The organism is Ochrobactrum sp. SSR (assembly GCF_030067775.1).
Taxonomy (GTDB): domain Bacteria; phylum Pseudomonadota; class Alphaproteobacteria; order Rhizobiales; family Rhizobiaceae; genus Brucella; species Brucella teleogrylli.
In genome coordinates, this window is the sequence record NZ_CP125970.1 from 1094013 (window position 1) to 1115510 (window position 21498).

Sequence of the window (21498 nt, forward strand, 5' to 3'; positions counted from 1 at the left end):
CTGTCGGCTCCGATCACTCGCCCGGCACCAGATGCGGTGCTTCGATCTTTGCCCCCGAATGCTTGAGCGGGCGTTCGCCGCTCAGCTTTCGGATCAGCACATAAAATACCGGCGTCATGAAGATGCCGAAGGCCGTCACGCCGATCATGCCCGCGAAGACCGCGATACCCATTGCGGAGCGCATTTCCGCACCGGCACCCGTGGATGTGACCAGCGGCACCACACCCATGATGAAGGCCATGGAGGTCATCAGGATCGGGCGCAGACGCAACCGGCTGGCCTCGACGGCGGCCTGCACCACACTTCGACCGGAAAGCTCCAGCTCGCGGGCAAATTCCACGATCAGGATCGCGTTCTTCGCCGATAGCCCCACAAGGACTATCAAGCCAATCTGGGTGAAGACATTGTTGTCGCCTCCCGTCAGCCAGACGCCGGTGAGCGCCGCCATGATACCCATTGGAACAATCATGATGATCGACAGGGGCAGAGCAAGGCTTTCATATTGCGCGGCCAGCACTAGATAGACCAGCAGCAGCGCCAGCGGGAAGACGAGGAAGCCTGAATTGCCAGCCAGAATCTGCTGGTAGGTCAGATCGGTCCACTCGAAGGCGATGCCCGCAGGTAAGGTTTCCTGCGCAATCCGCTCGATGGCCGCCTGCGCCTGACCGGACGAGAAGCCGGGGGCCGGATTGCCGTTGATATCGGCAGACAGGAAGCCGTTATACCGGATGGCGCGTTCCGCACCCACGGTCTGCTCCACTTTCATCAGCGCCGACAGCGGGATCATTTCGCCCGACTGCGAACGAACCTTCAGCTTGCCGATATCTTCGGCATGGCTGCGATAATTCGCATCGGCCTGAATGCGCACGCTGTAGGTGCGTCCGAACGCGTTGAAGTCGTTGACATAGAGCGAACCCAGATAGATCTGCAGGGTTTCAAACACATCAGTCACCGCCACACCCAGCTGGCGCGCCTTCACACGATCCAGATCGGCATAAAGCTGCGGCACGTTGATCTGGTAGCTCGAATAGAGACCGGCCAGTTCAGGTGTCTGATAGGCCTTGGCGAGAAACGCCTTGGTGGCATCGTCCAGCGCGCGGAAGCCAAGACCGTTGCGATCTTCAAGCTGCAGCTTGAAGCCCCCGGTGGTTCCCAGACCCTGCACGGGCGGCGGCGGGAACATGGCAATGAACGCATCTTGAATGGAGCCGAACTTCTGGTTCAGCTGCATGGTGATAGCGCCCGCCGACAGGTCGGGCGTCTTGCGTTCCTCGAACGGCTTCAGCGTGACGAAGACAATGCCGGAATTCGACGAGTTGGTGAAACCATTGATCGAAAGGCCCGGGAAGGCAATGGCATTGGCAACGCCCGGCTGGTTAAGCGCGATATCCGTCATTCGGCGGATGACATCTTCCGAACGGTCGAGTGTTGCCGCATCCGGCAATTGCGCGAAGCCGATCAGATATTGCTTGTCCTGTGCCGGAACGAAGCCGCCGGGCACCGCGCGGAACAGAACGAAGGTGACGCCGAGCAGCACGACATAAAGGCCCATCACCAGCGACTTGCGCGAGAGAATTGCGCCCACGCCGCGACCATAGGCATTCGAGCTTGCACCGAAGAAGCGGTTGAAACCACGGAAGAACCAGCCGAACGCCTTGTCCATGATGCGGGTCAGACGATCCTTCGGCGCATCATGGCCACGCAGCAGCAGCGCCGCCAAAGCAGGCGACAAGGTCAGCGAGTTGAAGGCCGAGATCACCGTCGAGATGGCGATGGTCAGCGCAAACTGGCGATAGAACTGGCCGGTAAGGCCGGTAATGAAAGCCAGTGGCACAAACACCGCAACCAGCACCAGCGCAATCGCGATGATCGGGCCGGACACTTCCTGCATGGCGCGATAGGTCGCTTCGACGGGCGACAGTCCTGTTCAATGTTGCGTTCGACATTTTCAACCACCACGATGGCGTCATCGACGACGATACCGATGGCCAGCACCAGACCGAACAGGCTGAGAGCGTTGATGGAGAAGCCGAACACATACATGACCGCAAACGTACCCACGATGGAAACGGGGACCGCAACCAGTGGAATGATCGACGCGCGCCATGTCTGCAAAAACAGGATGACCACGATCACCACCAGAACGATGGCTTCCAGCAGGGTGTGAATGACGGATTCAATCGAGGCCTTCACGAACTGGGTCGTATCATAGACGATGTCGAAATCCACGCCTTCCGGCATGGTCTTCTTCAGATCGGCCATGGCCGCGTGAACATTTTCCGAAATTTGCAGCGCGTTGGAACCCGGCGCCTGAAACACGCCCATACCAACCGCCTGCTTGTTATCGAGCAGCGAGCGCAACGAATAATCGGCGGCGCCCATCTCGACACGCGCAACGTCGCCGAGGCGGGTGATTTCGCCTTCATTGCCCGATTTCACGACGATATTGGCGAAATCTTCGGGTGTCTGAAGGCGGCCTTGCGCGTTGACGGAAAGCTGGAGATCAAGGCCGGAAACAGACGGCGAAGCACCGATCACGCCAGCGGCGGCCTGCACGTTTTGCTGCCGGATTGCGTTTGCGATATCGCTGGCCGACAGTCCGCGCTCGGCCGCCTTTTGCGGATCGATCCACACGCGCATGGAATAGTCGCCGCCGCCGAATATCTGCACCTGACCGACACCCGGAATACGGGCGATACGATCCTTGACGTTCAAAACGGCATAGTTGCGCAGATAATTCACGTCATACCGGCCATCGGGCGAGATGAGGTGAACCACCAGCGTCAGGTCGGGCGAGCTTTTTGCGGTGGTGACGCCAAGGGTCCGCACCTCTTCCGGCAGGCGCGGCTCAGCCTGCGAGATGCGGTTCTGCACAAGCTGCTGCGCCTGATCGGGATCGGTGCCAAGCGCGAAGGTGACGGTCAATGTCATGACACCGTCGGCTGTCGCCTGACTCTGCATATAGAGCATGCCTTCAACACCGTTGATCTGTTCTTCCAGCGGTGTCGCGACAGTTTCGGAAATCACGGCGGGATTGGCGCCCGGATATTGCGCGCGGACCACGATTTGCGGCGGCACCACTTCCGGATATTCCGAAATCGGCAGACCTGTCATGCCGATCAGTCCGGCCACGAAGATCAGAACCGACAGAACGCCAGCGAAGACTGGTCGGTCTACGAAGAAGCGTGAGAAGTTCATCTGTTTATCCCCCTTTAGGCGGATGAGCGAAAACTCTCCCGTTCCGCGAAAACATGCGTTCTCGCGGATTGAATAGGCTGAGCTTTTGCGTTTAGCGCGCGTCGTCAGACGCGCCGTTTCAGTTAATTCTTGGCAAGTGTTTCGGTTACGGGTTGCGGTGCGACGACCACGCCCGGACGAATACGCTGCAGGCCGTTGACGACGATGTTCTCGCCAGCCTTCAGGCCGCTTTCGACAATGCGCAAGCCGTCATAATTGCGACCGAGCACCACCTGCCGGTATTCAACCTTGTTGTCCGCACCCACGACGAAGACGAATTTCTTGTCCTGATCGGAGGCAATGGCGCGGTCGCTCACCACCAGCTTTTCACCCGGTTCCGGTTCGCCAAAGCGAATGCGCACAAACTGGCCGGGAATGAGCTTGCCATCCGGATTGTCGATGGATGCGCGCACGCGGATCGTGCCCGTGGTGGCATCCACTTCATTGTTGATCAGCTGGATATGGCCGGAAATCGGCGTGCCATCATCGGCAGCTGTCCCGATCTGGACGGGAATACGTTCGATGGCGCTGCCGCCCGGCGATGCGGCAAGCTTGGCAAGCGCCTTGGTGACAACCTCTTCATTGGCGCTGAAGCTTGCATAGATCGGATCGACCGAAACGAGCGTGGTCAGCACCGGCGAAGCGGAGCTTGCGGCAACCAGATTACCGGCTGTCACCTCCAGCCGCCCGACGCGACCGGAGATCGGTGCGCGCACTTCCGTATATTGAAGATCGAGTTCAGCCGAACGCAACGCCGCCTTGGCCGACCGCAAGCTTGCCTGCGCTTCGTCAAAGGCGCTTGACCGCTGGTCCAGACCGCTCTGGGCGAGCGTACGTGAGGTTACAAGCTGGCGACCGCGATCCAGTTCCGTCTTGGCCAGCGCGACACGCGCTTCCTCGGCGGAAACCTGCGCCCTGGCTTTTTCAACCGCTGCGGCATAGGGCTCCGGATCAATGGTGACCAGCAAGTCGCCCTGTTTGACCAGCGCGCCCTCACGGAAATGCGCTTTCAGGATGGCTCCGCCGACACGCGGGCGAATTTCGACGCGCTCGATTGCCTCAAGGCGACCCGAAAACTCTTCCCAGGTCGAGATGCGGCGCGATTCCGCCTTGGCAACCGAAACCGGCACCGCGGGAGGCGGCGCGGAAATATCCGTCGCCGCATCCGCCTTCAGATGCGGAACGCCAAAAAGAATGGCACCACCGCCAGCTGCAGACAATAGGATACTCAGGCCGGCGCCCCACAGGGCCCGGCGTCCAATGATCGACGTCATGTTGTATCTCCTTGCCGGTCAGGGCCGGCTACATTCTGATCGTCAAATGAAAGCTTGGGAGGACTTTCGAACTGACGTTATGCTGCTATTGCTTTCGCACCGGCCCGCTGGAAGAAATCCGAAAACAGGCCGACAAGAGCTTCTTTCTGTGGCGACCACTCACGGTCCGCCACGTTACTTTCCGGTATCCAGCCAGCCTGACCCGGCAGGACATGGGACTGAACCTTGACGCCTGCCTGACGCAGCCGCTCGGCATAGGACTGGGTCTCGTCGCGCATCGGACATTCGGCACTGGTAACGAGCAGTGTCGGCACCAGACCGGCAAGACGCGTACACAGCGCAGGCGCAGCGTAGGGGTGAGTGAACCCTCCGCACTGACCCAGATAATGCTGCCAGCCATCCGACATGGCCTGCACCGCACTTTCCGGGCAGTATTTGCGGAAAGACGCCGTCGCAAGGCACGGGTCGAGCATGGGCGAAAGCAATATCTGACCTTTGAGATCCGTCAGATTCTGATCTCGCGCCATAAGCGCCAAACCGGCTGCGATATTACCGCCCGCCTCTTCACCGGCGACGAACAGCATCGACTTCTTGTGTGCAAATTCCGGGCAACGCGCACGCATCGAAGTCAGAATGGCATAGGCCACCTCAAGCGCCGCCGGGAACGGGTTGAGACAGGCCGACGAATATTCCGGCGAGACCACCACTGCTCCCGCATCGGCAAGAGCTTCGGCAACACCCTCGCAGGTATCTGGACAATCTGTCGAGAAAGCCCCACCATGGAGATGCAGCACCACAGGCGGCGGTGAAAGCAATTTGGCGCCGCGATAAATGCGTGCCGTGCAGGTGCAATTGCCAGCCTGCATTGTTTCAACCGTAAACTTCTCGCACATCTTTCTTAGCTTTCATGTCTAGCGGCAAACCGCCATGGTCAGATATTAGCATTGTCTATTATCTGGAATAGTCCCCCTAGATTGGTTACACTATCCAAAATCTCGAACAATGACGGTTATTGATCAATGGACCAACTTTCGGCCATGCGCGCCTTTCTCCGGGTTGTCGAAACCGGAAACTTTACGCGCGCCTCCGCGTCACTCGGCATGCCCAAGGCAACCATCAGCAATCTCATTCAGGGATTGGAAGCCCATCTGGGCGCAAAACTCCTCAATCGCACCACCCGTCGTGTTCTCGTAACACCGGACGGCGCACTTTACTATGAGCGCGCGGCGCGATTGCTGGCCGATCTGCAGGAACTCGACGGCAGCCTGTCCAGCGCACAGACCTTGCCCAAAGGCCGCCTGCGTGTGGAAATGGCAAGCGCCGTCGCCAATTTGATCGTCATTCCAGCCCTGATCGAGTTTCACCAGCGCTATCCCGATATCCAGATCGATCTCGGCGTATCGGATCGCCCGGTCGATTACGTGGCGGAAAATGTGGATTGCGCCATTCGGATTGGCGAATTGACCGACCAGTCGCTGATCGCCCGACGGATCGGCGACATGCATTCCATCGCCTGCGCTTCCGCCGAATATCTGGATCGCTGTTCCACGCCGCGGCACCCGTCGGATCTTGCCAACGGCACCTATGCGGTCGGCTATTTCCGTCCGTCCACAGGGCAGCAAATGCCATTTCAGTTCAGGCGTGGCACCGAGGAAATCGAAGTCAACGGGCGCTATGTCGTGGCCGCCAATGAAGCGACCACCTATCTGGCGGCGGTACGCGCCGGTCTGGGGGTCGCGCAGGCGCCTTTGTTCATGGTCCGGGACGATCTGGAAAAAGGCACCTTGAGGCCCGTTCTCGAAGACTGGGAGATCGACCCGATGCCGATCTATCTGGTTTACCCGCCCAACCGGCATCTCAGCAACCGGCTGCGCGTTTTTGCCGACTGGGTCGTGAAGGTCATCGCCAAATCGCAAATGGTTGAGCGCCGCTAACCGGTTCCCATCCCGCAGATTCGGAGATCCGTTCTGGAAAATTTATTTCTGGATACTGGTCTTGACGAACCCTTTTTCGCGCCTATGCATATATAAATCTGACTGTATCGAATTGAAACATATGCCTTATTGGCAACTGCTACAGTCATCTTGCCCGTTTACTTATCATTTGACATGCATTAGCTTCGGAGCCACCAATAGAGAGGGAGCATCTTAGCCAACTGTCGTACAGAGCGCATCGTGAAAAGTGACTGGCGGCTGTCGGATAAGATGTAGTTGAACACCAAAAACTAGAGTGTTTGCAAGGTTTCAAACCTCAGTGAAACCGATCTAGATCAGACGACCCGATATTCTGCCCAGAACTGCTTTCGTATCTATTCTTATTCGTTTTGTAATGAGAGGGGACTATGGCGTCAGGCGACAATCAGAAACTTCCGCTTCTCGCGCTCACCGCCATGGTTGTGGGATCGATGGTCGGCGCAGGTATCTTCAACCTGCCCGGTCGTTTTGGTGCGGCCACAGGTCCCTTTGGGGCAATCATCGCCTGGCTGATCGCTGGCACCGGCATGTATATGCTGGCGCGCGTCTTTCAGGTGCTAGCCGAGAAGAAACCCGATATCGACTCCGGCGTCTTTGCTTATGCCAAAGCCGGTTTCGGAAACTATATGGGGTTCCTTTCGGCTTTCGGCTATTGGCTCGGCAGTTGCCTCGGCAACGTGTTTTACTGGGTGCTGATCGGCTCCACGCTCGGACGCTTCTTCCCCGATATCTTCGGCGATGGCAGCAGCGTGCCCGCCATCGTCGTCTCGCTGATCGGAATCTGGTCGTTTCACATGATGATCCTGCGTGGTGTGGAACAGGCGACTTTCATTAACACGATCGTCACCGTGGCCAAGATCGTGCCGATCATCGTCTTCATTCTCATTTTGATCTTCGCATTCAATTACGATCAGTTTGCCGAAAACTTCTTCGGCGGCCCGGACATGCCTGCCAAGCCGCTGATCGCGCAGGTGCGAGACACGATGCTGATCACGGTCTTCGTGTTTATCGGCATCGAAGGCGCCAGCGTTTATTCCCGCTTCGCCAAGAAGCGCTCCGATGTGGGCACGGCAACCATTCTCGGCTTTGTCGGCGTGCTGGGCCTGATGGTTGCAGTCACGCTGCTGCCCTATGCCGTGATGCCGCAATCGGCAATCGCTGCCGTTCAGCAACCCTCGCTCGCCAGCGTCCTCGAAGTGGTGGCTGGCCATTGGGGCGCGGTGTTCATTTCCATCGGCGTGCTGGTTTCCGTTCTCGGCGCCTATCTTGCATGGTCGCTTATCTGCGCCGAAGTTTTGTTTGCCGCCGCAAAATCGGACGACATGCCGAAACTGTTCGCGGCGCAAAACAACAACCGGGTTCCAGCCAATGCATTGTGGCTGACCAATATCGTCGTCTCGCTGTTCGTCATCTCGACCTACTGGTCACGGGACGCCTTCAACTTCATGCTGGACATGACGAGCGTGACGTCGCTTTTGCCTTATCTGCTTGTGGCGGGCTACGGCATTTTGGTGACCCGTCGCGGCGAAGGTTATGAGGCCGATGCGCGCGGACGCGGGCGCGATCAGGTTTTTGCCTGGATTGCCGCCATCTACACCATCTTCATGTTCATCGCCGCCGGGCTGAAATATGTGCTGCTGGTGGCCGTGCTCTTCGTGCCCGGCACGATCCTTTATTTCTGGGCAAGGCGGGAACAGAAGGTGCAGCTCTTCACCACGGTGGAACTGGTCATCTTTGCCATCACCGTGATTGCCGGTTTGATCGGTTTCTACGGTCTGCTGACCGGCCTCATCACCCATTGAATGTTCGGCGAATAATCACGCGTAGGGAGGTTCAAGCACCATGACAAACGACACTCCGCTTGGTGTACATTCTGAAGTCGGTCAATTGCGCAAGGTGCTTGTCTGCGCACCGGGACGCGCGCACCAGCGCCTGACGCCCAGCAATTGCGACGACCTGTTGTTCGATGATGTCATGTGGGTCGATAACGCCAAGCGCGACCATTTCGACTTCATGACCAAGATGCGCGACCGCGGCATCGAAGTTCTGGAAATGCATAATCTCCTCGCCGAGACGCTGGCTGTGCCGGAAGCCAAGGCTTGGATTCTCGATCATCAGATCGTGCCCAACCAGATCGGGCTTGGGCTGATCGATGAAGTGCGTTCCTATCTCGAAGGCCTGTCAAACCGCGAGCTTGCTGAAACGCTGATCGGCGGCCTGTCCACGACGGAATTTCCGGAGGATATCGGCGGCGAACAACTGGCGCTGATCCGCGATGCCGCCGGGGCCAATGAATATCTGCTGCCGCCGCTGCCCAATACTCTCTATACCCGCGACACCACCTGCTGGATTTATGGCGGCGTGACGCTGAACTCGCTCTATTGGCCAGCGCGCCATGAAGAAACGATCCTGACGTCTTCGATCTACAAGTTCCATCCCGACTTTGCGGGCAAGGTCAATGTCTGGTGGGGCGACCCGACAAAGGATTGGGGCCTCGCCACCCTGGAAGGGGGCGATGTGATGCCCATCGGCAAGGGCAATGTGCTGATCGGCATGAGCGAGCGCACCTCCAGGCAGGCGATCAGTCAGGTCGCGCAAGCCCTGTTCGCCAAGGGTGGAGCCGAACGTGTCATCGTCGCCGCTATGCCAAAACTGCGCGCTGCCATGCATCTCGATACGGTTTTCACCTTCGCCGACCGCGATTGCGTGCTGATTTATCCGGATATCGTCGATGGGATCGATGCCTTTTCCTATCGGCCTGATGGCAAGGGTGGCGTCGAACTGCACAAGGACAAGGGCAGCTTCGTCGATACGGTGCGCGATGCGCTGGGCCTGAAGAAGATGCGCGTCGTCGAAACCGGCGGCAATGATTACATGCGTGAACGCACCCAATGGGATAGCGGCGCAAACCTTGTCTGCGCCTCGCCCGGCGTCGTCTTTGCCTATGACCGCAACACCTATGCCAACACGCTGCTGCGCAAACAGGGCATTGAAGTCATCACCATCACTGGCGCGGAACTTGGGCGCGGTCGTGGCGGCGGCCATTGCATGACCTGCCCCATCATTCGCGACGCTGTGGACTACTAGGCGAGGTTTCGTGCGAATGACGGGAGGCACGCGGACGTTCGGTGCCATCGTACCAGCCATACTGGTCCTTGCCCTGATGTATGTGGCGCAGTCGGTTTTCGCGCCGCTCGTCTTTTCGCTGTTCATCATCGCCATGGTCTGGCCGTGCCAGTCTGTTCTGCAGCGCTATATGCCGCGCGGCCTTGCCCTGCTGATAACGCTGGTGGTCTCCATGGCCGTGATGATCGTCGTCGGATCATCGCTGGTCTGGGGCGTCAGCAAACTCGGACAATGGTTCTTCATCAATGCTGATCGCTTGCAGGCGATTTATCTCAGCTGGACCGGCTGGCTTGAGGAGCATGGCATTGCGCTCGTCGGGCCATTGGCTGACCGTTTCGATGTTCTGTGGGCGGTTCGTTTCATGCAGGGCATGGCGGGACGGCTGAACAGCTTTGCCGGCTTCCTGCTTCTCGTCTTCATCTTCCTCATGCTGGGCCTTTTGGAAGTGGACGACTTCAACAAGCGCCTCACCTCCCCCCGCGCCCAGCCCTATGGCAAGACCATCCTGCTCTGCAACCGCATCATCGGCGCCAAGCTGCGGCGCTATATGCTGGTGCGCACATTTGCCAGCGTTCTCACTGGCCTGATTGTCTGGTTGTTTGCGCTGGGTGCAGGTCTGGAACTGGCGACCGCCTGGGGCGCAATCGCCTTTTCCTTCAACTATATTCCGGTGCTGGGGCCGCTCTTTGCGACGACCTTGCCAACACTGTTCGCCATCGTCCAGTTCGACTCCTGGCAATTTGCCCTGGTGGTGTTTCTCAGCCTCAATGTCATCCAGTTCGTGATCGGCAGTTATCTTGAACCCCGGCTGGCCGGTGCATCGCTGTCGATCTCGCCCTTCGCGGTCATATTCGCGGTGTTCTTTTGGAGTTTCATGTGGGGCATTGCTGGCGCATTCATTGGCGTTCCGATCCTGATCGCCGTCATCGTCTATTGCGCGGCAGCCCCTTCCGCTGCGTGGATCGCCGCGCTGATGTCGAATGACGAGCCGCTTCTGGTGGAAACAGACGCAAATTTGCATTGACGTGATTACAAGAATAAAATGTAGAAATATTCATAAGCATTGACTCTGCAATACTTATTTTCATAGAATTTCTAGCATCCGCATAGCGTTCAATTCTATTGTAAATTACCATTCCGGTAACAGAGGAGGAACCGTTATGTTTCGGCTGGGACAAAAATATCAATCCTTCGTCCATGGCTCCGGCTGCTCCTGTTTCAGCCCGTCCTTGCAACAGGTTTCCCGCCGGTTGGACAGTTTTTCACGCCGCTCCTTCCTTGCCGGGCTGGGAGCAACCGCCATCGCGGCGGCCGCCCCGAAGAAACTCCACGCCCAGACGGCCGGTCCATCAGCCAAGACCTTGTTCCGGCAGGTCAGCCTGTTTGACGGCAAGTCGGACAGCCTGCGCGCCGATGTCCAGATTCTCGTCGAAGGCAACAAGATCGTCGCCGTGGACACGACAAACAGCGCGCCGCCCGAAGGCGCCACGGTGGTTAATTGCGGCGGTCGCGTTCTGATGCCCGGTCTGATCGACGCGCACTGGCACACTTTATATGCTGCCGTGCCTTTGAATGTGCTGTTGACCGGCGATCCTGCGGGCATATTCGCCTCATCGACGGCGGAGGCTGAGCGCACGCTGGAGCGTGGCTTTACGACGGTTCGCGACATGGGCGGGCCGGTGTTCACTTTCAAACAGGCGATTGATAACGGCATTATTCCGGGGCCTCGTATTTACCCATCCGGCGCGATGATCACCACGACGGGCGGACACGGCGACCTTAGAATGCCTTTCGAGGTTCCGCGTGGCGGCAACGAGCTTAGCCTCGGTGAAAAGATCGGCGGCGCGGCCATCGTGGACGATGCGGGCAGCCTCAAGATGCGGGTCCGTGAGCAGTTGATGCAAGGCGCGTCGCAGGTGAAGCTGGTCGGTGGCGGCGGTGTTTCAACCCCGCGCAGCCCACTCGATATGTCCACTTTCGACGAAAACGAAATACGCGCCGCCAATGACGTGGCGCGCGACTGGAACACCTATATGACGGTGCATGCCTATGCACCGCACACCGTGCAGCGCTCGCTGAATGTCGGTGTAGGCTGTATTGAACATGCGCATCTGATGGACGATGAAACCGCGCGAATGTTTGTCGACAAGAATGTCTGGCTCAGCACGCAGCCCTTTCTCAGCATGGACGATACCGGCACACTGACCGGCCCTTCTGCTGAAAGAGCCCAGCAATTGTTCGCCGCAACGCCCCGTATGTATGAACTGATCCGCAAGCACGGGGTCAAGACCGCATGGGGTTCAGATATTCTGTTTTCACCCCAACTGGCTCCGCGGCAGAGCTTCATGCTCACCCATCTCAGCCAGTGGTATTCGAACGCCGAGGCGCTGCGCATGGCAACGTCCGGCAATGCGGAACTTCTGACCCTTTCCAACCTGCGTAATCCTTATCCGGGCAAGCTGGGCGTGATTGAAAAGGACGCGCTAGCGGATCTGCTTGTTGTGAACACCAACCCGCTTGAAGATATCCACGCGCTGGAAAAGCCTGCCGAAAGTCTGGCGGTCATCATGAAGGATGGCCGCATGCAGAAGAACACGCTGTGATCGGTCGCGACCGTCTCCGTATGATGCGTGAAACAAAGGGCGAAGTTTCGGCTTCGCCTTTTTTTATGCGCTGTGCGTGCAACGCCAAATGGCGATTATTTAGACGAATGCCTATTTTATAATCAAAATCGTTTTCAGCGCCGGTTAAGTGCTGCCCGCCTGACGACCTTGCTTCGCTTCGCGGAATCCTGCCTCAAATTTTGACCATTTAATAAATTTTATCTTTTCAAGGCCTTAGGCCAAAGGCGCGGCCAGAAAACATACATTTTACGAAACTGGCATGACACTTGCTTTCTTATTTTACATAAGCAGGGAAGAGCATATTGACGGTTGGCTGCCCTACTGCGTTGGTTCAATACCCGTCATAAAAGAGACTAGGCGATGACAAAGTATAAGCTCGAGTACATTTGGCTTGACGGTTACACTCCGACACCCAACCTGCGTGGCAAGACACAGGTGAAGGAATTCGATGCGTTCCCGACGCTCGAGCAACTGCCGCTCTGGGGTTTCGACGGTTCGTCGACGATGCAGGCCGAAGGCCGCAGCTCCGATTGCGTTTTGAAGCCGGTCGCGGTCTATCCCGATCCAGCCCGCACGAACGGCGCTCTCGTCATGTGCGAAGTCATGATGCCGGATGGCGTCACGCCGCACCCATCGAACAACCGCGCAACCGTTCTTGACGACGACGACGCATGGTTTGGCTTCGAACAGGAATATTTCTTCTATCAGAACGGTCGTCCGCTCGGCTTCCCTGAGCATGGTTTCCCCGCACCGCAGGGCCCATATTACTGCGGCGTCGGCTCCAGCAATGTCGGTCCGATCGCCCGCAAGATCGTCGAGGAACATCTTGACCTCTGCCTGGCCGCCGGCATCAACCACGAAGGCATCAATGCCGAAGTGGCCAAGGGCCAGTGGGAATTCCAGATTTTCGGCAAGGGTTCCAAGACCGCAGCAGACCAGATCTGGATGGCGCGCTATCTCCTGCTTCGCCTTTGCGAACAGTATGAAATCGACATCGAATTCCATTGCAAGCCGCTGGGCGACACCGACTGGAACGGCTCGGGCATGCATTGCAACTTCTCGACCAAGTTCATGCGCGAAGTTGGCGGCAAGGATTATTTCGAAGCCCTGATGGCCCAGTTCGACAAGAACCTGCAGGAACATATCGACGTCTACGGACCCGACAACCATCTGCGACTGACGGGCAAGCATGAAACGGCTCCGCTGGACAAGTTCTCCTACGGCGTTGCCGACCGTGGCGCTTCGATCCGCGTGCCGCATGCCTTCGTCAAGAACGGCTATAAAGGCTACCTCGAAGATCGCCGCCCGAACTCGCAGGGCTGCCCATACCAGATTGCCTCCCAGGTGCTGAAGACCATTTCTGAAGTTCCGACTTCGGAAGACGAAGCGCTTGCCGCTTAATTTTTAGGCAGGCATCACACAAACGGATTGGCCGGGGCACAAACCCCGGCCAATTTTTTAATCCGTGAAAACCGCAATCGCTTTATCGCAAATGATGCACGGTCTGCAGTTCATAGACCGGCGTATCGATGCCCTCCATGCGGGCTTTCAGCTGCAGCGACAAATATTGCGAATAATGCCGCGACTGATGCAGGTTGCCGCCGTGGAACCACAGCGCCTCCTGCTGCGTCGGCTTCCACATATTGCGCTGTTCGCCTTCCCACGGGCCGGGGTCCTTCGGCGTTTCCGACCCGAGACCCCAGACCTTGCCGACCTTGTCCGCCGTTTCCTGATCGATGATATCCGCGACCCAGCCGTTCATCGAACCGTAGCCCGTCGCATAGACGATCAGATCGGCAGGCAGTTCGGTTCCATTGGCAAGCCGCACGGAGTTTTCGGTAATCTCCTCTATCTGCCCTGAAGCGAGCTTGATCTTGCCGTCGATGATGAGCTGCGAAGCGCCGATATCGATATAATAGCCGGAGCCGCGCCGCAGATATTTGAGGAACAGGCCCGAACCGTCCGAGCCGAAATCCAGCTGGAAACCAGCCTTTTCAAGCGCGGCATAGAAATCAGCATCGATCTCGCGGATCTTGTCATAGATGGGCTTTTGAAACTCATGCATGATACGATAAGGCAGCGAGGCGAAGATCAGATCGGCCTTGGCCGTCGTGACGCCATTTTGCACCGCCTCTTCCGAATAAAGCGCGCCGAGCCCGTGTTTCATCAGCGGCTCCGAGCGCACAATATGCGTCGATGACCGCTGCACCATGGTGACATCGACACCCGCCTCGCAAAGGGCTGCGCAAATATCATGCGCCGAATTGTTCGACCCGATGACGACGACCTTTTTTGCCCTTGTAACCATCCGGCCCGGGATGGCGGGATGAATGCTGCTGTTCGCCCTTGAAGCGATCCTGTCCCTTGACGTTTGGAATATTCGCCTTGCCCGACATGCCGGTTGCGAAGACCAGTTGCTTTGGACGCAGGATGACTTCCTCGCCGTCGCGGTCTACGACGACCGACCATTCCTTCTCGTCTTCGTTCCATTTCGCCGACTTGACGGTGGAGCGCGTCCAGTAATTCAGCTCCATCACCTTGGTATAGAATTCCAGCCAGTCGCCAATCTTGTCCTTGGGCGCAAAAACCGGCCAGTTTTTCGGAAAGTCGATATAGGGCAGATGGTCGTACCAGACGGGGTCATGCAGGCAGAGCGACTTGTAGCGCTTGCGCCATGAATCGCCCGGTCGTTCGTTGCGTTCGACGATGATCGTCGGCACGCCGAGCTGCCGCAGGCGCGCGCCGAGCGCAATACCGCCCTGTCCGCCGCCGATCACCAGCACATAGGGCTGTTTTTCATAGCCGAGCGTGCGGGCTTCCTCCTCACGTTCTTCCTTCCATGTCTTGGCGCCAAGGTCGTGACCATGCTTCGCGCCCAGCGGACGGGTGAAGCCTGATTTTTCCTCATGCCCCTTCAATTCCGACATGACGGTGAGAAGGGTCCATATCTTGCCACCCTTCAGGCGAATGAGACCGTAGCCGCGCGCAACTTCCGTCTCGAAGGATATCCAGCTTTCGGTGACGCCATCGGCTTCCGTCGCTGTTTCACCAGAGGCGACGAGCCATTTGGTTGGCTTCACCAGCTGCAATTGGGATTGCAGCATGTCGCGCACCTGATCATGCCCTTCCACGGTCTTGATGTTCCAAGTGAAGGCAACCAGATCGCGCCAGTAGCAATCATCGGCAAACATCGAAACCGCTTCATCGATCCGCCCGCCTTCCAGTGCTGCGCCGAACTTGTCGAGAAAGGCCTGTACGCGGACTGTCGGTGTTTTCTCAAGCATTGCAATTTCCTCCCGTGGATGTGGATAGCGGACTTCTCCCAAGGCCCGTCGGAGAAGGATGAGCAAACGGCGTGCCAGATGGCTTGCAATCGCCAAGCTATTGTTTTTGCATTATTTTATTCAGAAGAAGCATTGCAGCCGCAAATGATGCAACAGCTATCGTGCAACAGGTGTTGCACCTGTTGCAGCATTAATGTGTGGGCTTCAGGCGGCGGTGGATCGTGGAACGATTGACACCCAGTTTTCGGGCCAGCGCGGAAATATTGTTGCCGCACTCGTCAAGTTGACGGCGCAAAACCTGCTGATCCGAACGGTCATTGTCCGCCGCGGTCACAGTCTGGAAATGTTCGGGCAGGCAATCGGTGGTGATTGTGGCGTCTGTTGCAACCGCCGCTGCAACACGCAACGTATTGTCCAGCTCGCGCAGATTGCCCGGCCAGCCATAGGCTGCAAGCGCCTTTCGCGCAGCGCGGTCAAGCGTGATTGTCTCGCCCTCTTCTTCGCCGATACGGCGCAGAAGGTGATCAACGAGGCTGTCGAAATCCTGTCTCTGTCGCAGCGGCGGCAGGGTCAGCGTCGCGGCATTGAGCCGATAGAGCAAATCTTCGCGAAAACGGCCCTCGGCAGCAAGCGCCGCCAGATCGCGATGCGATGCCGACAAAAGCCGGAACCTGACCGGCTTCGGTTTCAGCGCGCCGACTGGCTGAATTTCGTTTTCCGAAAGAACCCGCAGCAACCGGCTTTGAAGAGCGAGTGGCATGTCGCCAATCTCGTCCAGAAACAGCGTGCCACCATTGGCCGCTTCGATAAGCCCGGTCTTCCCCTTCTGCATTGCGCCGGTGAAAGCGCCGGGGACATAGCCGAACAATTCGGATTCGATCAGCTGTTCGGGTATTGCCGCGCAATTGACCGCGATAAACGGACCGGGCTTGGCGGTGCTATCATGGATGGCGCGCGCCAGATATTCCTTGCCGCTGCCGGTTTCGCCTTTGATGAGGATCGGCAGACGGCGATCCGCCAGTTTGGCGGCGCGGGCCTGCAGCGCCTCCATGGCCGGGTCGCCGAAACTCAACTGGCGCAGCGCCCCAGGCAGCCGCACCGATATGCTGCTGGTCGCAGGCGCACGGAAACTGCTGACCGGCGCAATGGCGCTTGCAAAAAGCGCCAGACCGTTGCGCGCCCGGAGCAGACGCTCGCCATTGGGGCGTCCGCGCATCAGGGCCGGAAGCTGATCGATATCGATATCGAAGACGCTGGAGATGGGTTTCCCGATGAAGTCCTTCGTCGAGACCGTGCTCAGATTCATGCCGCGCGCAACAGAGCCGAAACCGCCATGTGTCATGCCGGTGATTACGCCGTTGCCATCAATCGTCATCGCGGCATCGGGATCGACGTCCAGAAAATCTGGCAGTCGCGCCAGACGCAAAACCCAATCCTCGCGCGCCCGGGTCATGAGATTCGCAAGCTCGATCCGCCGCGCAGTGGAAGCAACCAGATGCAGCGCCAGCTGCTGGCTGGCCTTCGCGGTCGGCGAGCGCAGTTGCGAAATATCGAGCACCGCCGACAGATCGCCGAACGTATCGAAAATGGGCGCCGCCGTGCAGGTCAGGCCGATATGGCAGGCGTCGAAATGATCGTCCTGATGGATGATGACGGGCTTGCCTGAAACCATGCAGGCCCCGACGGCGCAGGTTCCCGCCCTGTCTTCCGACCATTCCGATCCGAGATAAAGCCCCGCCTTGCGCAGCTGATTGTCGAAAGTGGGGTCGCCCATGAACTCGACTGTAACGCCGCGCGCATCCGACAGCAGCAGGACGTAGCTTTGATCGGCGACTTGTCTGAAAAGCGCTTCGAGGCCGGTACGCCCGATGCGGATGAGCTCTTCCGACTGCTCGCGATGTTCCCGCAGCAATGTGTCGGGCACGATATAGGCTTCCTGCGTCTGGGCGGGATTAAGCCGATAATCATTGAGGCAGCGCAACCAGGATTGAATGACAGGGCGATCACGATCCGAGGCCCCGCCCATGGCGACGCGCTCAATCTCCTTGATGTGCGACAGTGTCGACACCATGACCATCCTCCTCCGCCTGAATGCTGGCACAAGACGGAGGGGCGTTCAAGCGAATAGAGTGTCAGCCGATGAAGGCTGCATAATTCTCATCCAGCACCTTGCCCAACAGGGCCGAATAAGCGCCATAATGATCGCCGTCCCTGGCGATACGCCCGAAGGAGGGTTCCTCAAAGGCAGATAGCGGCAAAAGCACCAGCGGCGTCGAAACCGGCGTCAGCTGCGCGCCCTGCCCCGCCCGCAACGTCGTCAGCAGGCCGAACATCTCGCCCGTAATGCTGGGTCGCGACAGAACCACCATCCGATATTGCCCGGATGTGTTGGTGACAAGATAGATATGCCCCGACCGATGCGGCACAGATACCGAGCCATGCTGGGAGAAAGACGCATCGGTGCGCTCCCGTTCCCGGAACCGCAGCCGCGTTCCCTCGTCATCCCAGACGATTTCCGTGCAATAGGCGAAGATCGCATCCGCATCGCCAAAGGACGGACGCAGGGTCAGATAGGTTCCCTCTAGCCACGCAACGGCGGGCCGCGAATAGGCACCCAGCTCCTCCGGCGCATGGCCGCTGCCTGTGCCGCTCGCAACAGGGCGCTCGATGGTGTCGCCTGCCTTGGGCGCCTGCGCCGCGCCCGGTTCGCGCAGGGCCACACCCATTGCCTGTTCCAGCCGGATGATGGTGGCGAGCGTGAAAGGACGATGCCCCGATAGCGCCTTTTCTAGCGTTGAAAGGCTGATCCGCGCGTCGTCCGCGAGTCGCTGGCGCGAAATACGCCGCCGCGCGATTTCCTCGCGAACCCGGGCCGCAACGCTACTGCTTTGATTTTCCGACAGATAAGGGTCCCCGTGGACCATGCGCCAATGTCCTGATTGCGTACTTTCTTTCACAATTCCACACATATCCGCCAGCGGCAAGACGCTTTGCGGCAAGATGCGGACGAAAGAGGTCAAAGCTGACGCTGGCGAGGCAACAGCGCGTTTCAGACAATCGCTCCAGTTCATCCATTACGGAAAGGGAGCCCGTCATGCACACCGCAATCACTGTTTCACATCAAAGGAACCGGAGAAATTTTCTCGTCCGGTTCTGCCAGTTTCTCTGGTTCGGGAATGCAATTTTGCTTCCCGCGCTCGGCGTGATACTTGCCCTGCTTCACCCCTTGCAGGCGCGTGCGGAAACCTCCGCTTTCGTATCGCCCAATGAAATGGAATCGGGCAGCCTGCTGATGCAGACCGAACAGGCCGGGCAATATGTCGAGGCCCCGCGGCTCGCCACCGATGTGGATATCACTGTCAGCGGACCGACGGCGCGGGCGCGTCTCACACAGGCTTTCGAAAACCCCACCGATGGCTGGGTCGAGGCGCTCTATGTGTTTCCGTTGCCTGAAGACAGCGCCGTTCATTCGCTGAAGCTGATCATCGGCAATCGCGTCGTCGTGGCCGATATCAAGGGAAAGCAGGCCGCACGCGCCATCTATGAGAAGGCCCGCAGCGAAGGCAAAAAAACCGCACTCGTGGAACAGCAGCGGTTCAATGTCTTCACCAATGCCGTCGCCAATATCGGTCCGCATGAGAAGGTCGTTGTACAGATCGAATATCAGCAGGCAGTGCGTCTGGCCGATAATCGCTTTTCGCTGCGCGTGCCGCTGGTCGTTGCCCCGCGCTATAATCCGCAGGACAAGGCCGCAATCGACCAGCGCGCCAAGCTGAATGGTGGCTGGGGACAATCCGCCGCCAGCACGACACAGAACACTCAGGCTGCACCGATCGATACGGCACTGATCGGACCGGACAGTGCACGGACCAACCCGGTCACGCTTGCAATCAAGCTGGATGCGGGGTTCCCGGTCGATGGACTGAAAAGCCTCTACCATCCCGTCAAGATCGACCGGCTGAATGGCGACGCGCGCCAGATCACACTGCAAGGCGACGCAATTGCCGACCGCGACTTCGTGCTTGAATGGAGCGCTGCGGCGAGCAACACGCCAACTGTCGGTCTGTTTCGCGAACGGGTCGGCAAGGAAGACTTTGTGCTTGCCTATGTCACGCCGCCGGTTCTGGCGCCGGCCAGGAAGACCGGTCGCGAGATTGTCTTCGTGATCGACAATTCCGGTTCAATGGGCGGCACCTCCATGGTGCAAGCAAAAGCCAGCCTCGATTATGCCCTGTCGCGACTGGAACCGAACGACCATTTCAACGTCATCCGCTTCGATGACACAATGACCAAATTTTTCCCGGACAGCGTTGCCGCAACCGGCGAAAATGTCGCCGCTGCGCGCAGCTTTGTCGGCCAGCTTGAAGCCGCTGGCGGCACGGAAATGCTGCCGCCGCTGCACGCCGCCCTCGATGACAGCCATCAGAGCAAGGGCTTGCGCCAGATCGTTTTCCTGACCGATGGCGAAGTGAGCAACGAATTGGAGCTACTCGATACAATCGCCGCCCGGCGCGGACGCTCGCGCATCTTCATGGTCGGCATTGGTTCAGCCCCGAACAGCTATCTGGTGAACCGCGCCGCCGAGCTTGGTCGCGGGAGCTTCGCCCATATCGGTTCGGCAGCGGAAGTCGACGAGCGCATGCGTGCCCTGTTCGACAAGCTGGAAAACCCAGCCGTAACTGACATCCGCGCCGCGTTTACCGAAAAGAATGTCAGCCTCACGCCGACATTGCTGCCTGATCTTTATCGCGGCGAGCCGCTTGTCATTGCCGCCCGCATGGGCAAGGCGACCGGCGAACTGACCGTCAGCGGCATGGTCGGTGACCACCCCTGGACCGTGACACTGCCGCTTGATCAGGCAAGTCACGCGGAAGGCATTTCCAAAATCTGGGCGCGCCGCAAGATTGACGATGCCGAAGTCGCTGCCACGCTTGGCGAGATCAATCAGGATGCCGCCGACGCCCGTATCCTGCGGCTTGCGCTCGATCACCATCTGGTGACGCGCCTGACCAGTCTCATCGCCGTGGATGTCACGCCATCACGCGCCGCCAATATACCGCTGACCAAGGCCGATATTCCGCTGCATCTGCCCGCTGGCTGGGACTATCGCACATTGCTCGGCATCAGCGCCACGCGCGACGCGAATGCCGGACAGCCAACCGACAGCGAAAACGCCGACTGGAGTGGCGTCGACAGTAAAGCTGAGGAGATCGCTCCGACCCTACCCGTTCCGAGTCTTCCACTGCCGCAAACGGCGACACCTGCAACGCTTCTCATGCTGCAAGGTTTGCTGGCCGTGCTGATCGGTGCCCTTCTCTTCTGGTTCACGCGTCGTGAAAAGGCAGGCAGCCATGAGTAATCGTCAGACCATCCTGAAGGGGCGCGCGCTTGCGCGCTCCCTCTCGACACTTCTCGCCTGCGTTCTGATCACAGGCGGTCTGGTCCTCGCCGGACAGGGCTTCTGGATTCACGCCAAGGCCTTTGCCGCACAAATCCTGCTGGAGCGCGCTTTCACGCAGAGTGTGGAGACGGGGGCGCCTGTCAAGCCGTGGAGCTGGGCCGACACATGGCCGGTGGCGCGCATCGAAGTGCCGCGACTGGAAACCGCAGCGATTGCGCTGAAAGGCGCGAGCGGTCAGGCACTCGCCTTCGGGCCCGGACACCTCGATAATACGCCGGAAGCGGGAGATCAGGGCACGGCGGTCTATGCCGCCCATCGCGATACCCATTTCGCTTTCCTGAAAAATGTCGAGCCGAACGATTTGATCCGCATCACGCGCCGTGACGGAAAGATCGTGACCTATCGCACGACCCATATGGCTGTGGCCCGTTGGGACGAAGCGCCCATCGACCCGCAGGCCACGGGAAAACACCTCGTTCTTGCGACATGCTATCCCTTCGATGCAATCACGCCCGGACCGCTTCGCTATCTGGTCTATGCCGATCTGGTCGCCGATCGGCTCGACGGCGAATGAGCACG

General features: G+C 58.6%; 12 protein-coding genes and 2 pseudogenes. 8 read left to right on the forward strand and 6 right to left on the reverse strand.

The features are described 5' to 3' along the window. Positions 1 to 13: 13 nt before the first annotated feature. From QLQ11_RS16580 to QLQ11_RS16590, 3 genes and pseudogenes are all read right to left on the reverse strand, one after another. Positions 14 to 3198 (reverse strand): annotated as a pseudogene (locus tag QLQ11_RS16580) (efflux RND transporter permease subunit). Between the two features lie 122 nt (positions 3199 to 3320). After that, positions 3321 to 4511: an efflux RND transporter periplasmic adaptor subunit gene (locus QLQ11_RS16585; protein WP_109366888.1), complete on the reverse strand. Its 1191-nt coding sequence runs from the start codon at positions 4509 to 4511 to the stop codon at positions 3321 to 3323. A gap of 77 nt (positions 4512 to 4588) precedes the next feature. Continuing rightward, positions 4589 to 5404, reverse strand: a complete 816-nt coding sequence (locus QLQ11_RS16590) for an alpha/beta hydrolase (protein ID WP_109366887.1) — start codon at positions 5402 to 5404, stop codon at positions 4589 to 4591. A 126-nt stretch (positions 5405 to 5530) separates the two neighbouring features. Here QLQ11_RS16590 and QLQ11_RS16595 point away from each other — a divergent pair, with 126 nt between their 5' ends. From QLQ11_RS16595 to QLQ11_RS16620, 6 genes are all read left to right on the forward strand, one after another. Next, positions 5531 to 6445: a LysR family transcriptional regulator gene (locus tag QLQ11_RS16595; protein ID WP_109366886.1), complete on the forward strand. Its 915-nt coding sequence runs from the start codon at positions 5531 to 5533 to the stop codon at positions 6443 to 6445. A gap of 407 nt (positions 6446 to 6852) precedes the next feature. Further along, positions 6853 to 8286, forward strand: a complete 1434-nt coding sequence (locus QLQ11_RS16600; RefSeq protein ID WP_121538440.1) for a basic amino acid/polyamine antiporter — start codon at positions 6853 to 6855, stop codon at positions 8284 to 8286. A 40-nt stretch (positions 8287 to 8326) separates the two neighbouring features. Further along, entirely contained in the window at positions 8327 to 9571 is a 1245-nt protein-coding gene (arcA, locus tag QLQ11_RS16605) for an arginine deiminase (protein ID WP_109366884.1), read from the forward strand. Between the two features lie 16 nt (positions 9572 to 9587). After that, on the forward strand, positions 9588 to 10634 hold the full coding sequence (locus QLQ11_RS16610) for an AI-2E family transporter (RefSeq protein WP_109366883.1): 1047 nt from the start codon (positions 9588 to 9590) through the stop codon (positions 10632 to 10634). Positions 10635 to 10770: 136 nt separating this feature from the next. Then, on the forward strand, positions 10771 to 12213 hold the full coding sequence (locus tag QLQ11_RS16615; RefSeq protein ID WP_109366882.1) for an amidohydrolase family protein: 1443 nt from the start codon (positions 10771 to 10773) through the stop codon (positions 12211 to 12213). A 381-nt stretch (positions 12214 to 12594) separates the two neighbouring features. Further along, positions 12595 to 13635, forward strand: a complete 1041-nt coding sequence (locus QLQ11_RS16620) for a glutamine synthetase beta-grasp domain-containing protein (RefSeq protein ID WP_109366880.1) — start codon at positions 12595 to 12597, stop codon at positions 13633 to 13635. A gap of 82 nt (positions 13636 to 13717) precedes the next feature. Here the strand turns inward: QLQ11_RS16620 and QLQ11_RS16625 are convergent. The 3 genes and pseudogenes from QLQ11_RS16625 to QLQ11_RS16635 form a co-directional block, all read right to left on the reverse strand. After that, a pseudogene (locus QLQ11_RS16625) lies at positions 13718 to 15518 on the reverse strand (NAD(P)/FAD-dependent oxidoreductase). Between the two features lie 190 nt (positions 15519 to 15708). Then, on the reverse strand, positions 15709 to 17589 hold the full coding sequence (locus QLQ11_RS16630) for a sigma-54-dependent Fis family transcriptional regulator (protein WP_121538438.1): 1881 nt from the start codon (positions 17587 to 17589) through the stop codon (positions 15709 to 15711). Between the two features lie 61 nt (positions 17590 to 17650). Beyond that, positions 17651 to 18442 carry a helix-turn-helix transcriptional regulator gene (locus QLQ11_RS16635; RefSeq protein WP_121538436.1) on the reverse strand — a complete coding sequence of 264 codons (792 nt, stop codon included), beginning with the start codon at positions 18440 to 18442 and terminating at the stop codon, positions 17651 to 17653. A gap of 260 nt (positions 18443 to 18702) precedes the next feature. Here QLQ11_RS16635 and QLQ11_RS16640 point away from each other — a divergent pair, with 260 nt between their 5' ends. Beyond that, the gene (locus QLQ11_RS16640) at positions 18703 to 20877 is read left to right on the forward strand and encodes a marine proteobacterial sortase target protein (RefSeq protein WP_283736230.1); all 2175 of its coding nucleotides are present in this window, start codon (positions 18703 to 18705) and stop codon (positions 20875 to 20877) included. Then, positions 20870 to 21493 carry a class GN sortase gene (locus tag QLQ11_RS16645; protein ID WP_109366875.1) on the forward strand — a complete coding sequence of 208 codons (624 nt, stop codon included), beginning with the start codon at positions 20870 to 20872 and terminating at the stop codon, positions 21491 to 21493. The genes QLQ11_RS16640 and QLQ11_RS16645 overlap by 8 nt, the downstream gene beginning before the upstream one ends. Positions 21494 to 21498 lie beyond the last annotated feature (5 nt).

What these genes read in the sequence shown, in the direction of transcription:
- QLQ11_RS16585 (WP_109366888.1), bottom strand. Translation starts at nt 4,511, where the DNA reads ATGACGTCGATCATTGGACGCCGGGCCCTGTGGGGCGCCGGCCTGAGT.
- QLQ11_RS16590 (WP_109366887.1), bottom strand. Translation starts at nt 5,404, where the DNA reads ATGTGCGAGAAGTTTACGGTTGAAACAATGCAGGCTGGCAATTGCACC.
- QLQ11_RS16595 (WP_109366886.1), top strand. Translation starts at nt 5,531, where the DNA reads ATGGACCAACTTTCGGCCATGCGCGCCTTTCTCCGGGTTGTCGAAACC.
- QLQ11_RS16600 (WP_121538440.1), top strand. Translation starts at nt 6,853, where the DNA reads ATGGCGTCAGGCGACAATCAGAAACTTCCGCTTCTCGCGCTCACCGCC.
- arcA (WP_109366884.1), top strand. Translation starts at nt 8,327, where the DNA reads ATGACAAACGACACTCCGCTTGGTGTACATTCTGAAGTCGGTCAATTG.
- QLQ11_RS16610 (WP_109366883.1), top strand. Translation starts at nt 9,588, where the DNA reads ATGACGGGAGGCACGCGGACGTTCGGTGCCATCGTACCAGCCATACTG.
- QLQ11_RS16615 (WP_109366882.1), top strand. Translation starts at nt 10,771, where the DNA reads ATGTTTCGGCTGGGACAAAAATATCAATCCTTCGTCCATGGCTCCGGC.
- QLQ11_RS16620 (WP_109366880.1), top strand. Translation starts at nt 12,595, where the DNA reads ATGACAAAGTATAAGCTCGAGTACATTTGGCTTGACGGTTACACTCCG.
- QLQ11_RS16630 (WP_121538438.1), bottom strand. Translation starts at nt 17,589, where the DNA reads ATGGTGTCGACACTGTCGCACATCAAGGAGATTGAGCGCGTCGCCATG.
- QLQ11_RS16635 (WP_121538436.1), bottom strand. Translation starts at nt 18,442, where the DNA reads ATGGTCCACGGGGACCCTTATCTGTCGGAAAATCAAAGCAGTAGCGTT.
- QLQ11_RS16645 (WP_109366875.1), top strand. Translation starts at nt 20,870, where the DNA reads ATGAGTAATCGTCAGACCATCCTGAAGGGGCGCGCGCTTGCGCGCTCC.